The 12,072-nt window shown below is 67.4% G+C and carries 13 protein-coding genes; 5 read left to right on the top strand and 8 right to left on the bottom strand.

The genetic code is table 11. The features are described from left to right. Positions 1–43 precede the first annotated feature (43 nt). The 5 genes from BLQ73_RS26260 to BLQ73_RS26240 all read right to left on the bottom strand — a co-directional run bounded on the left by BLQ73_RS26260 (position 44) and on the right by BLQ73_RS26240 (position 3,701). Entirely contained in the window at positions 44–754 is a 711-nt protein-coding gene (locus BLQ73_RS26260) for a PIG-L deacetylase family protein (protein WP_093174457.1), read from the bottom strand. Positions 755–904: 150 nt separating this feature from the next. Further along, positions 905–1,327, bottom strand: coding sequence for a hypothetical protein (locus tag BLQ73_RS26255; RefSeq protein WP_093174455.1), 423 nt, complete (start codon positions 1,325–1,327; stop codon positions 905–907). 69 nt (positions 1,328–1,396) lie between these two features. Further along, the gene (locus BLQ73_RS26250; protein ID WP_093174453.1) at positions 1,397–1,825 is read right to left on the bottom strand and encodes an ester cyclase; all 429 of its coding nucleotides are present in this window, start codon (positions 1,823–1,825) and stop codon (positions 1,397–1,399) included. A gap of 695 nt (positions 1,826–2,520) precedes the next feature. Next, the gene (locus BLQ73_RS26245; RefSeq protein WP_176955694.1) at positions 2,521–2,949 is read right to left on the bottom strand and encodes an ester cyclase; all 429 of its coding nucleotides are present in this window, start codon (positions 2,947–2,949) and stop codon (positions 2,521–2,523) included. A gap of 290 nt (positions 2,950–3,239) precedes the next feature. Continuing rightward, a complete protein-coding gene (locus tag BLQ73_RS26240) occupies positions 3,240–3,701 on the bottom strand; it encodes an FtsX-like permease family protein (RefSeq protein ID WP_176955693.1) in 462 nt (153 codons plus the stop codon). A 33-nt stretch (positions 3,702–3,734) separates the two neighbouring features. Between BLQ73_RS26240 and BLQ73_RS26235 the strand changes: the two genes are divergently transcribed. Further along, on the top strand, positions 3,735–4,316 hold the full coding sequence (locus tag BLQ73_RS26235; RefSeq protein ID WP_093174447.1) for a type 1 glutamine amidotransferase: 582 nt from the start codon (positions 3,735–3,737) through the stop codon (positions 4,314–4,316). A gap of 7 nt (positions 4,317–4,323) precedes the next feature. Here the strand turns inward: BLQ73_RS26235 and BLQ73_RS26230 are convergent, their stop codons facing one another. After that, entirely contained in the window at positions 4,324–5,490 is a 1,167-nt protein-coding gene (locus tag BLQ73_RS26230) for a TetR/AcrR family transcriptional regulator (protein WP_093174445.1), read from the bottom strand. Between the two features lie 99 nt (positions 5,491–5,589). Here BLQ73_RS26230 and BLQ73_RS26225 point away from each other — a divergent pair, with 99 nt between their 5' ends. Next, positions 5,590–5,835 carry a zinc ribbon domain-containing protein gene (locus tag BLQ73_RS26225; RefSeq protein ID WP_420820041.1) on the top strand — a complete coding sequence of 82 codons (246 nt, stop codon included), beginning with the start codon at positions 5,590–5,592 and terminating at the stop codon, positions 5,833–5,835. Between the two features lie 101 nt (positions 5,836–5,936). Here BLQ73_RS26225 and BLQ73_RS31735 read toward each other — a convergent pair whose 3' ends face one another. Further along, positions 5,937–6,137 (bottom strand): hypothetical protein, encoded by a 201-nt coding sequence (locus tag BLQ73_RS31735; protein WP_143020448.1) that lies wholly within the window; start codon positions 6,135–6,137, stop codon positions 5,937–5,939. Between the two features lie 205 nt (positions 6,138–6,342). Continuing rightward, complete coding sequence (locus tag BLQ73_RS26220; protein WP_218126024.1) at positions 6,343–6,951, bottom strand: LuxR C-terminal-related transcriptional regulator; 609 nt, start codon at positions 6,949–6,951, stop codon at positions 6,343–6,345. Positions 6,952–8,310: 1,359 nt separating this feature from the next. Here BLQ73_RS26220 and BLQ73_RS26215 point away from each other — a divergent pair. The 3 genes from BLQ73_RS26215 to BLQ73_RS26205 all read left to right on the top strand — a co-directional run bounded on the left by BLQ73_RS26215 (position 8,311) and on the right by BLQ73_RS26205 (position 12,071). Next, positions 8,311–9,690 carry a glycosyltransferase gene (locus BLQ73_RS26215; protein ID WP_093174443.1) on the top strand — a complete coding sequence of 460 codons (1,380 nt, stop codon included), beginning with the start codon at positions 8,311–8,313 and terminating at the stop codon, positions 9,688–9,690. A gap of 98 nt (positions 9,691–9,788) precedes the next feature. After that, the gene (locus tag BLQ73_RS26210) at positions 9,789–10,850 is read left to right on the top strand and encodes a DegT/DnrJ/EryC1/StrS family aminotransferase (protein WP_093174441.1); all 1,062 of its coding nucleotides are present in this window, start codon (positions 9,789–9,791) and stop codon (positions 10,848–10,850) included. A gap of 42 nt (positions 10,851–10,892) precedes the next feature. After that, the gene (locus BLQ73_RS26205) at positions 10,893–12,071 is read left to right on the top strand and encodes a cytochrome P450 (protein ID WP_093174439.1); all 1,179 of its coding nucleotides are present in this window, start codon (positions 10,893–10,895) and stop codon (positions 12,069–12,071) included. Position 12,072 lies beyond the last annotated feature (1 nt).

Raw genomic sequence — 12,072 nt, 5'->3', positions numbered from 1 at the left:
AGCGCCCCACGCCGTACAGCGCAGGCCGATCCCGGAGGGGAGGCTAGTGGGTGAACAGTTCGAAGGTCACCGCGCGGCGGCCCCCGAACCGGCCGGCAGCGGAGTCGGTCGTCTGGGCAATGAGGTTCTTGCAGTATTCCTCGGGGGCCTCATCGGTCAACGCCTCGATGTAGGTGCGGTGTTCGAGCAGCGACGCGACCGCGCGTTCCACCCCGGCTTCGACGGCAACGGCGTGTGTGGGCCGTGGAGAGGCCGCCACCGCTGTCCAGCGCACGCCGTCCCAGGGGGCGAGCCCGCCTTCCGCGAGCTCCGGAAAAATCCACTCATTGCCCGCATCAGCGGCTGCGTCGAGTACGGCGCGGCCCACAGCGCGGTGGTCTGGCGTGTTCCACGCGGCGCCGTCCCACGTGTCCCGGTGGTTCAGTGTGATCACGAGCTCTGGGCGGTGCCGCCGAATGGCTGCGGCGGCATCGCGCCGAAGCGCCAAGCCGTATTCCACCGCTCCATCCCGGTGATCGAGGAACTCGACCGTGGTCACGCCGACGGCGAGCGCGCTGGCCCGCTGCTCCCGCTCACGCAGCGGGCCCGCTTTGGCGGGAGGGAGACCGGCGATGCCTGCTTCGCCGCGCGTGGCGAGGACATAGGCGACTTCACGCCCGGCGTCGATCCAGGTGGCGATCGCCGCCGAGGAACCGTATTCCAGGTCGTCGGGGTGAGCAACAATGGCCAGGGCACGCTGCCAGTCGGTCGGCATGGGAAGCAGTTGTTCGCCTGTCACGCACCCTGTCTATCAGACCCGATTCAACGCTTCGGGGCGTCGCGCGCCTGGACTCGCGGCTGACCCGCGACCGGCCGAAAACGGTGACCGGCATGAGACGCCCCGCTTCGCGGAACTTCTCGGGCACTACAAGGCGTCGACGAACCGCCGAGCGTCATCCGGCTCCATCCCCGTTTCCCAGCACACCACGTGAACGGCCTGCCCGACGTGTCCCGCCTCCTTGAGTTCGCGCACTCGTGAGGCCAGATCGTGGCGGGGCGGGCCTTGAGGGAAGTTCCACGTAGCGCCCGTTTCCACCGCGTCGGCGAGGTATTTGGCCTCCCGCAGTCCGAGCCCCGTCTCGGCACGGATCAGTTTGAGAGCGTGGAGCTTCTGCCCTGAACGCAGGAGTGATTCGACGCGCTGACGCAGGTCCGCTGGAGGGACCAGCAGTGGAATCGGCAGGGCGTTCGCCCGTGAGAGGGCGTTCCTTCTCAAGACCGCGAGGAGAACCGCAAGAATCAGAACAATGGCGAGGAGAATGAGCAACTCGGTCAGGCCGATAGGCATATCGAGATCATAAGTCGGGAGCGCCGTCGTGGCGAGGGCCCTGCCGTACGTTCGGCAGGCCTCCAGCGGTCAGATTGTGGAGTTCGGGAGAGCCCCGAGTTGCGCGAGCACTTCAAGCTGGTCGAAATAGAATCGCATGCTCACGATGGACCCGTTCTCGATGGTGCAGATATAGCAGGCTCTCAGTTGCACCGTGCGGCCGGTCGCGGCGATGACCTGGCCGTTGGGGCCGGCGTAAGGTCCCTTGTGCGTGCCGGCGAAGGTCATCTCATCGACCGTCACGTCCCCGACATCGAAAGACTCCCATGTCAGCGCGCGCATATTGGGAAACGCCTCCCAGAACTGCCCGATGTAAGACGCGAGCTCATCATGCCCCTCGGCCGCTCCCTCAGGGCTGGTGGCCACGCACGCCGGACTGATCGTGCTCAGCAATGCGTCCATGTCGTGGGCGTTGAACGCGGCAAAGTACCTGTCTCGCACCTCGCGGGCGTCGGTCATGGTGGTGCCCCCTTACCCCCGATGAACTCACGCTGCGGATCGGAGCCCGCCGTCCCCATGCGTGACCGTCCCCCTAGGCTCGATCGTACGCGCGCCCGCCCCACACGTTGCCAATCGATTTGATCATGTTCGACCAAATCCGCGGCCCGAGACCGGGGCCGTCAAAACTCTTGGCCTTCAAGCCCTACCGACGGCAAAGGGGAACGGCGATAGGGCCACGCGTCCTGAAAAGACGCTCGCCCCTTCACTGCAAATGTGCACGACGAGGCCATGGTGACACGTGGTACGGATGTCTCCTCGCCGGCCGCCCCTTCCCCTCGTGTCCGCATCCCTCCTCCGGCCAATGCGGCGCAGGGCACTGGGCCGACGCGCCTCCCGCGACCCAGCACACCTACCTACAGCACGCTTACCGGACTCGGCGGTCAGGAACACGCCGCGCCACGGCGCCGCGCCGTCCAGGCACCACCGCCGCAAAGATCAAACCCCCACGGATCAAGGTGCACGCCCCTCCCCCCGCAAGCCGGTCTATCCCAATGTCAAGCACCGATCAAAATAGGGTGGGTCACCTCTACGACCGGGCGTCTGCGAGGGCAGGGAATGCCGAGAGGCGACCCACGCGACTCAGACCGAGGATTTGGCGATCAAAGCTGCGGACATCCCGTCTACGACCACACAGCGTGGCGGCCGTCCGATGGTCAGTCACCGACGCCGAAGCGATAACCGAGCTGAGTGATGAGTTGCAGCTGATCGAAGTAGAGGCGCACGCTCACGATCAGCCCGTTCTCCACCGTGCAGAGAATGCAGCCAGGCACACGGATGGGTCGGCCCGTCGGTGGAATCACATGGCCGTTCGGCACGAGGAAGGGCCCGTCCTGGGTGCCTACGAAGGTGAATTCGTCAACTGCCAGATCTCCGATGTCCATCGAATTCCACACCACAGCGCGGAGGTCGGAGAACGTATCCCAGAGTTGCCTGATATATGAGGCAAGCTCATCGTGCCCTTCGGCCGCCCCTTCCGGGCTGATGGCGAACCCAGCCGGATTGAACGTGTCCAGAACGAGATCCATATCGCGGTCATTGAAACCGGCGAGGTATCCATCGGCCGCAGCCCGAGCAGTCCTCATGGCATCCCCCCTTTGCCACCCGTCGGGCTCCATGCCCAGTCTTTGAGATCGTCTTCTGCTCATACAATGCTACGTGAGCCGACCCAATAACCACTCGTGTCCAATAATCACCCGCAACCCTGAACAGAATTTAACCAATCCGGTTTCCGTAGAAGCGCCCGCTGCGCGCACGCCGCGCGGGCCGCGAATCCGCCCCTGTCGGCGGACCGCTGCTGTCCCTTCCCTATCGCCCTTCCCCTTGCCCTTCGAAACAGGCTCCCCGGCACGGGCCGTCAGAGCGGGCCGCGCCCTTATGGAGACCTCATGGCGTCCATCCGTACGGCACTGCGGGCAGTGAGCACCGCAGAGCCTGCGGCCAGCAGGAGGCAGGCGGTGATGACCGCAGCGATCAGCGGCACCGGCAAGACCAACTCCACCGTTGTGCTCAGCACCTGTGCCATGCCCGCACGCATCCCGAGAAGGGCGGGTATCGCCACCGCCAGTCCAAGCAGGGTGCCGAGCGCCACAACGAACGCCGATTCGGTCGCGACACTCCGCAGCACTTGGAGTGTCGTAGCACCCGACAGCCTCAGAACAGTCAGGTCACGCGCTCGACCGGCCGCCGCCATCATCTGCGTGTTCACGATCGCGACCCCCGTGTAGCCCGCGGACACCACGATGAGGAGCAGGGTGAAGATCCACACTAAACGATCTTCCTCGTCGCCGCTCTCCTGCGCGTAGTCAACGAGGCTGAGAAGCCGAACGTCTTGCACACAGCCCACAGATGAACGGCTTCGTTGGTTTCCATGGCAGCCAAGCAAAGCGTCGTGCGCCGGCGCGGCGGTCCGACCTCGGTGCACATGGGCGGCCCCATGGGGGCGCTCGACGACGCCGACCACCCCCACCTCGGCGCTGAAAGGGCCCTCCTCACCGCAGCGGTCGCCCGGGGGATTCCGCTGCTCGGCGTGTGCCTCGGTGCGCAACTCCTCGCCGCCGCGCTCGGTGGGGAGATCTCGCGGGGCCCGGCCCTCGAAATCGGATACGGCGACGTCGCCCTCACCGGCGAGGGCACCGCCGACCCGGTGCTCGGACCGCAGGGGCCCTCGCTGCCCGTGTTCCACTGGCACGGCGACACCTTCACCCTCCCCGCGGGAGCCGTACGGCTGGCGTCCACCGACGCCTACCTCAACCAGGCGTTCCGGGTCGGAGATCGCGCCTACGGGTTCCAGTTTCACGTGGAGGTCGACGCCGAACTCCGCGCCACCCTCGCGCCGCACCTGCCGGACGGCGTGGTGTTCGAGCCGGATCGGGCCAAGGAAGCGGAGCTCGCCGGCCTTGCCGTGCTCGACCGGTTTTTCGCCTTCTTCGCCCGTGTGGCGGGCCGCTGACCAGTGGTCAGCCCGAACGCGCCGTGGAGGCCCCTGCGGCCGGCGCAGTGGTGGCCCCCGCGGCCTGCGGCACGGAGGCGATCGTGGCCTGCGGCATCGAGGCGATCGCGTGGCATGCGAGCCTGCCGTCCGCTCGCGCGACAATGCGGTCGGCCTCGATCCTGACGGCGGTCTCGGTTTCGTCGCTCACCGCAGACACGCCCGCCGCTGCCGCGAGGTCTCCCGACGGGTCGAACACCACCCGCAGGGGCGGCCATGACGACGGCGGAAACGCCTGACGCAGGCAGCCGGCGAGCTCCGCCAGGATCAGCCGCGCCAGCGGCGCGAGCTCGTCAGGGTCGTCGGTGACCAGCACCGCTGTGATCTCCGTGCCATCAGGCGCGGCACGCACGGCCTCCTCCGCGGCCTCAAGCCGGCGCAGGCCCAGGACGGCCACGACGCCGTCACCCGAGAACCGCTCCGGTTCGGCGCGCAGCGCGTCCAGCGCGTTCGCGGCACCCGCCGTGTCCGCCGGTGACCAGGGCCGATCCATGGCCTGCACCTGCGGGACGCCCGCGACGGGCGGCCATCCGCCGCCCAGGGGCAGATCCGCGAGCCGCTCGCACACGGTCACGGCGTCGAACGGGTCGACGAAGCCGGGGGCTGCGGCCGACATTTGGCTCACGCCGTACAGAGCCGTGAGCACCGACTCCGCGACACGCACCAGGCGGGCGGCGGGGGCGCCGCGCGGGCGCAGCCGCTCCAGGGAGAGCCCGAGGACAATCGCGTTGAGCTTCATGAGCTGGGCGAAGACCTGCCGAGTGCGCTGCTCGGCGAGGATCTCCGGCATCAGATCCACGCCGAGTCCGGCGACACCTCGTGGCGCCTCGACGGCGAGGGGCAGCCTGGCGACCCAGGCGCGGGCGAGGGCGGCCAGCGCCTCGGCGGCCGTACGCTCTGCCTCGGCGAGCGCAGGCGGGGCCGAGCGCTCTGCTTCGTCGGCGAGAACGGTGAAATAGAGCGCGCGCTTACCGGGGAAGTTGGAGTAGACCGCGCCCCGCGTCAGCCCGGCGCGATCGGCGATGCCGTCGATCTTCGCCTCGCGGAAACCGCGCTCGGCGAACTCATCCCTGGCGGCGGCCAGCACCTTGGCCCGGGTGCGCTCCTGCATCTCAGCCCTGGTGAGCCGGCGCATCTTCCTCCTCCGAGCACTCCTGGGCGTTTGCAGTGCCGATCGATCCAAGATACCGCTGTCATTCAGATGATGGCGTCATATGATCATGGAGTCCGTGCCATGCTCGCCTACAAGGCCGCCCGGTGCGGGCGCACCTTCGCCAAGATCGACCGGTGGTTCCCGAGCAGCAGGCTGTGTTCGGCGTGCGGAGTCGTCGCCGACGCGATGCCGCTCGACGTCCGGTCGTGGTCCTGCCCGCGCGGGGCATCCCATGACCGGGACGTCAACGCCGCCGGGAATATCCTCGCCGCCGGACGGGCGGAGAGGCTGAACGCCTGCGGAGGGATCGCAGGACCCGCCGCCTAGCGGAGGGCGGGACCCAGCGAAACAGGAAGCCGCAGAGGTGCCGCACCATGCGGTGCGGGCTGAATCCCCGGCCCTTCAGGCCGGGGAGCGCGACGGCGTCTTCAGCGAGGACTACGCGGAGACCGGACATGGGATCTCCACCACGATGAGCCCGTCGAGGAGCCCGTCGAGCAGTTCGACGTCGGGCAGCGGGTCTCCGCGTAGGGCTTCCTCACGTCCAGGGCGATGCCGTGGAGTGCGGCCGCGGTGGCGATGGCGCCGGGCCCTTCGAAGTCGACGTGCTGCACCAGTGCCCAGGTCACGCTGCTCCCCTCGGGGTGGGCCTGTCGGAGGCGGCCAGGCGGGACGGCGCCGTGGCCCGCAGCAGGATCCCACACCGAGGAGGATTTCGAGGCGGCGTGATCGGGCGGCCAGGGAGCGTGGGCAGGCACACTCCCTGGCGGCTCGGTCAGGCGCGGAGCCCGAGCCGTGGCCTCGATCTTCCGTGTCGGAGAGGGAAGCCCGGCCTCATTTGACGAAGTCCTGCACGACCTTGGGCGGCCAGGTGCCGACTTTCAGCACCCCCATCGAGTAGGCGCGGGAGACGAGCGCCGCCCGGTTGGGGACTCGCAGTTTCCGGAACAGACAGGTCACGTGGTATTCGACGCCCTGCCGGCTCAGGTACAGGCGCGACGCCAGAGGCACGGTGGAGACCCCCGCCGCTATCCCTTCCAGGATGCGCGCGTCGATCTCACTGAGGATCTTCTTGCGGTTCGTGACGACCCCGACGTCTCCGGTTTCACGTTCCGACATCAGCACCAGGATCGCGAACACGTCAGGCGTTCCTCCACGTACGGCGAAAGCCGTCACAGGCACGGTGAAAGCCGTGTCGTCTCCCCCTACGGCGATCACGTCCGCGGCGAAACGGTCACGCCTGCCCTCCAGGAGGGAGGCGAACTGGCGAAGCAGCGGCTGGCGGACGCTGGGATGCACCAGATCGGTGAAGGCGCGACCGCAGAGCTCCAGGGAGGATCCGCCGAACATCCGGAAGAACTCCTGGTTGGCCTGCTGGATGGCGAGGTTCCGGTCGAGGCACACCATGGTGAGGCCGGACTGGTGGGAGAGCGGATGGTCCACTGCCGAGCTGGCATGGTCGGACTTGGGACCTTGTGTGATGTTTTGCGCTAAGCCCACCAGCGCGGGAACGTTAATCACAAATGAACCCCTTTCCCTTCCCGACGACATATTGCCGGTTGAATTCTGCACAACACCATGCCCTTGCGCCACCGCAATCAACCCTTGATACGCACGATTAAACGGGCTCTCATCTCGCACGGGAGACGCGTCGACTTCAGTGAAGCCCCCTTGACCGCAACCGGAACTTCACCGGACCGGATCGGTAAGCCTCTACTTCCCCGCAGGTCACTGCGCCGCCGCGACTTTACCACAGCTTGACCGGCTGGCTTTCCCGTCCGGATGCCATTGACACCATTTAGGGCGGCGAGTACGGCGTTACGCCAAGAACGGTTAAGCGGGCAGGGAGACTGTGATGCAGGCCATTCCGATTCGCGCAGAATGAACGCATTGCGGTGGCGCGAAGGCCCCGGAAAGGAATCCCACACGGATTTCCCCAGGGGCAGACCGAGCAGGAATTCAGCCGCTTTTCAGGATCAATTGGACCTCTTGCCGCGACCGCCGTACCGAGGCCCAGGACACGGCGCGACACCGCGGGGCGCGCGGTTCCAGCTCGCGGCCCCCGGCCGCCGGCGCGCCCCCGATGGACGCAGCGGCCCCGGCGCACGGCCGCTGCGGAACCGGGTCTCCCCGCAGCAGGGCACGCCGGGCCCGATGGGCGGCCACACGCGCCACCGCGGGCCGGGCGGCATCGGGAATTCTCGCCGCGCAGACATGCGATCAGGCCCGTGCGACCTTCGGACGAACAATGCGCGATAATCATTGCCGCACCCGCCGACCCATCGGATTTCACGCTCTTCACCTTTTCCCGCCGCCCGTCGCCGAACACCGCGAGAATCGAACCTGAAAACCCCGTCGGGAACGATGAGGAACCCCCTCGTACCCCGGATGCGCCGGGAGTGAATCGCCGCTCCGGCCTGTTCCGACAAAAGCCGACGAATGCGCCGGCAAATGCACGGGCCGTAACGTGGACCTGATTCGACCAATGCCAGATCAGCGTACCCGAGAAGCAGAACGACGACTGTATGGAAGACATCAAGGCCACACCCCCCGCTATATGGAATGCATCAAGAACAGCATTCGGGCCGTCGCGGAGCACCCGCCGCTCCTCCTGCCGCCGCACGCCGGCCAGACGTGCCGCCGCGGCCGACGCCAAGGAGGACGGCGGACCGGCGCCCCGGTGCGACGCGTGTGCCGACGGTACGGCGGAGCCGGCGGCGGCGAGTCTAAGGATTTCCCTGCGCTGCCCGTGAGACCACATTGGGGTGCAGCCACCGATTCGGACTCGCCCCGAGGAGCGCGATGAGCACCGCCCAGCGGCCGATCCTTTTCGTCAGTCTTCCTGAAAGCGGCCTGCTCAACCCGTTGCTGGTGCTCGCGGGAGAGTTGGCGCGCAGGGGTGTGCCCGGTCTGTGGTTCGCCACCGACGAGCCCCGCCGCGGGGAGGTCGGGCGGCTCGCGGCCCGTGCTCGCGTGGAGTTCGCGTCGCTGGGCGAGGTGTTCTCGGAGCTGTCGGCGGTGAGTTGGGACGACGATGTCTACGACGAGATCACGCAGTCCTCCCGGTTCAGGGCGCACCGCGCCGTCGTCAGGCAGTCCTACCGGCCGGATCTGCAGGCCGACAAATACCGGCGGCTTGAATCGGTCGTGGCGGAAATCAAACCGGCCCTCATGGTGATCGACAGCATGAGCGGCTTCGCCGTGGACCTGGCGATCGCGCGGGGCATCCCCTATGTATTGAGCGTTCCATTCCTCCCCAGCAATGTGTTGACGTCGTACAATCCGTTCCGCCCGTCGTATACGCCGAGGGACTTCCCCGTCCCTCACTCGGGACTTCCGTTCCCCATGAACTTCGGTCAGCGCATGCACAACCGAATGTTCAAACTGCGGACCATGGCGATGTTCTTCAATCCGGCCCTCGGCAGGGTCCTTTCCGAGGATGCCAGGATCCGTAAACGGCTCAATCTTCCACGGCCCGACCCGCTGACACGGGTGGAGAAAGCGGAGATGGTGCTGTGCAATTCCATCGCGGAGCTCGACTACCCGTTCACCGTCCCGGAGAAGGTGAAGCTGGTCGGCGCGTTGCTGCCGCCGCTGCCGGAGGCACCGGACGGCGATGGCGACCTGGCACGGTGGCTCGACGCCCAGTCGTCCGTCGTCTATATGGGCTTTGGGACGATCACCAGGTTGACGCGTCCGCACGTCGGCGCGCTGGTCGAGGTGGCCCGCAGGCTGGATGGGAAGCACCAGTTCCTCTGGAAGCTCCCGAAGGAGCAGCAGCATCGGCTGCCGTCCAGACACGCGATGCCCGCCAATCTGCGCATCGAGAGCTGGCTGCCGTCGCAGCTCGACGTGCTCGCCCATCCCCATGTCAAAGCGTTCTTCACCCATGGCGGCGGCAACGGTTTCCATGAAGGGGTGTACTTCGGCAAACCCCTGATCGTGAGACCGCTCTGGGTGGACTGCTTCGACCAGGCTGTCCGCGGCCAGGACTTCGGCATCAGTCTGACCCTGGACCGGCCGTACGACGTCGATCCCGACGATGTGGTCGACAAGATCACTCGAGTTGTCGAAGACAGGTCATTCCGGGAGCGCTCCCAGCATCTCGGGGAGCTGCAGCGCCAAGCGGGCGGGCGTACGGCCGCGGCCGACCTCGTGCTCGACCTGCCGGCCCTGTCGTGACACCCGGCCCTGTCGTGAGGACCGGCCCCGCGGTGAGGACGCCGACCGGACGCGCCGCGGAGCCGTCCCGGAGCGACCAACGACGATACGAGAGGCTCATGCCATACAGGTATCCCGTTTCACAGCCGTGCCTTGAAGGCAGGGAACTCGAATATGTCACCGAGACCGTCGGCGGCGGCTGGATCTCCTCGCAGGGGCCGCGGGTCCGGGAGTTCGAGCGGGCGTTCGCGGAGTACAACGGGGTGGCGCACGGCGTGGCCTGCTCGTCGGGGACCGCGGCCCTCACGCTGGCGCTGCGGGCGCTCGGCGTCGGGCCGGGCGACGAGGTGATCGTGCCGGAGTTCACCATGATCGCGTGCGCGTGGGCGGTGACGTATACCGGTGCGACGCCCGTCTTCGTCGACTGCGGGGACGACCTCGACATCGACGTGTCGCGCATCGAGGAGAAGATCACCCCGCGGACCAAGGTCATCATGCCGGTCCACATCTACGGGCGGCGCTGCGCCATGCCGGCCATTATGGACATCGCCTTCAACTACAACCTGCGTGTCGTGGAGGACTCCGCCGAGGCCCACGGCGTGAGGCCGGTCGGCGACATCGCCTGCTTCTCGCTGTTCGCCAATAAGATCATCACTGCGGGAGAGGGCGGGATCTGCCTCACCGACGACCCCAGGCTCGCCGCCCAGATGGCGCACCTGCGGGGCATGGCGTTCTCCTCCGAGCACAACTTCCTGCACAAGAAGCTCGCCTACAACTTCAGGATGACGGCCATGCAGGCGGCCGTGGCGCTCGCCCAGGTGGAGCGGCTCGACGACATCCTGGCCGCGCGCCGTGAGATCGAACGCCGCTACGACCTGGGCCTGAAGGACATCCCGGGCATCACGCTGATGCCGCCCCGGGATGTGCTGTGGATGTACGACGTGCGTGCGGAGCGCCGGGGCGAGCTGTGCGCCTTCCTGGCGGCCGAGGGCATCGAGACGCGGGTGTTCTTCAAGCCGATGAGCCGCCAGCCCGGCTACTACGACCCGGGCTGGCCGTCGCTCAAAGCGAACCGGTTCAGCGAGGACGGGCTGTACCTCCCCACGTACACCTCGCTGACCGCCGCGGACCAGGAGTACGTGACAGGACGGATTCGCGCTTTCTACGACCTTCCTCAGTGACTCCCCCGCGGACAATGCCTCGATCAGGATGGAGCTCAATAAATGACGGGCGCTCAGCCGAGAGTGGTCGACTTCCCCTTGCGCAGGCCGGGCGAGCCGTTCCCCCCGCCGCGCTATGACGATTACCGCCGGCACCCGGGGCTCGTCCTGTCCTATCTTCCGAACGGGAACAGGGTGTGGCTGGTGACGCGGCATGAGGATGTCCGTGCCGTACTCACCAACAAGAAGATCAGCTCGAATCCGGACCACACGGGTTTTCCCAACATCAGCGACACGATGGGCGTGCCTCGGCAGGAGCAGATCCCCGGCTGGTTCGTGGGGCTGGACTCCCCCGAGCACGACCGGTTCCGCAAAGCCCTCATCCCCGAGTTCACCGTGCGGCGGGTCCGGGAGATGCGGCCCGCGATCGAGCGCATCGTCGAGGAGCGGATCGACGCCCTGCTGGCCGGAGGCCGTACCGCCGACCTGGTCGCCGACTTCGCGCTGCCGGTGCCGTCGCTGGTCATCTCGACGCTGCTGGGCGTGCCTCCGGCGGACCGGGAGTTCTTCGAGTCGCGGACGCGCACGCTGGTCGCGATCCGCGCGTCGACCGATCGGCAGCGCGACACGGCCACCAAGGAGCTGCTGCGCTACATCAACCGGCTGGTCGCGATCAAGGAGAAGTGGCCGGGGAACGACCTCATCAGCAGGCTGCTCGCGACGGGGACGCTCAGCGCCCAGGAGATGTCCGGGGTGCTGATGCTCCTGCTCATCGCCGGCCATGAGACCACCGCCAACAACATCGCCCTCGGGGTGGTGACGCTGCTGCTGAACCCCGCGTGGGTCGGCGACGGCCGGGTCGTCGAGGAGACGCTGCGCTACCACTCCGTGGCCGATCTGGTGTCGCTGCGGGTGGCGGTGGAGGACGTCGAGGTCTCGGGCCAGCTCATCAGGGCGGGCGAGGGCATCATCCCGCTGGTCGCCGCGGCGAACCACGACGCGGAGGTGTTCACCTGCCCGCACGCGTTCGACCCGGCGCGGACCGAGCGCCACCACGTGGCGTTCGGGTACGGCGTGCATCAGTGCCTGGGCCAGAACCTCGTCCGTGTCGAGATGGAGATCGCCTACCGCAGGCTCTTCGAGCGCATCCCCGGCCTTGAGCTGGCGGTGCCGGTCGAGGAGCTGCCGTTCAAGCACGATGGGGTGCTGTGCGGCCTGCACGAGCTGCCGGTCCGCTGGTAGC

The sequence above is a fragment of the Sinosporangium album genome, assembly GCF_900100605.1.
Classification (GTDB): Bacteria; Actinomycetota; Actinomycetes; order Streptosporangiales; family Streptosporangiaceae; genus Sinosporangium; species Sinosporangium album.
Note: the sequence above shows the minus strand (reverse complement) of the source record. Positions and strands in the feature narration are given on the sequence as shown.

Coding starts and splice junctions, on each gene's coding strand:
- BLQ73_RS26245 (WP_176955694.1), bottom strand. CDS start 2,949: ATGAGGACTGCTCGGGCTGCGGCCGATGGATACCTCGCCGGTTTCAAT.
- BLQ73_RS26210 (WP_093174441.1), top strand. CDS start 9,789: ATGCCATACAGGTATCCCGTTTCACAGCCGTGCCTTGAAGGCAGGGAA.
- BLQ73_RS26205 (WP_093174439.1), top strand. CDS start 10,893: ATGACGGGCGCTCAGCCGAGAGTGGTCGACTTCCCCTTGCGCAGGCCG.
- BLQ73_RS26255 (WP_093174455.1), bottom strand. CDS start 1,327: ATGCCTATCGGCCTGACCGAGTTGCTCATTCTCCTCGCCATTGTTCTG.
- BLQ73_RS26260 (WP_093174457.1), bottom strand. CDS start 754: ATGCCGACCGACTGGCAGCGTGCCCTGGCCATTGTTGCTCACCCCGAC.
- BLQ73_RS26235 (WP_093174447.1), top strand. CDS start 3,735: ATGGCAGCCAAGCAAAGCGTCGTGCGCCGGCGCGGCGGTCCGACCTCG.
- BLQ73_RS26225 (WP_420820041.1), top strand. CDS start 5,590: ATGCTCGCCTACAAGGCCGCCCGGTGCGGGCGCACCTTCGCCAAGATC.
- BLQ73_RS26250 (WP_093174453.1), bottom strand. CDS start 1,825: ATGACCGACGCCCGCGAGGTGCGAGACAGGTACTTTGCCGCGTTCAAC.
- BLQ73_RS26230 (WP_093174445.1), bottom strand. CDS start 5,490: ATGCGCCGGCTCACCAGGGCTGAGATGCAGGAGCGCACCCGGGCCAAG.
- BLQ73_RS26215 (WP_093174443.1), top strand. CDS start 8,311: ATGAGCACCGCCCAGCGGCCGATCCTTTTCGTCAGTCTTCCTGAAAGC.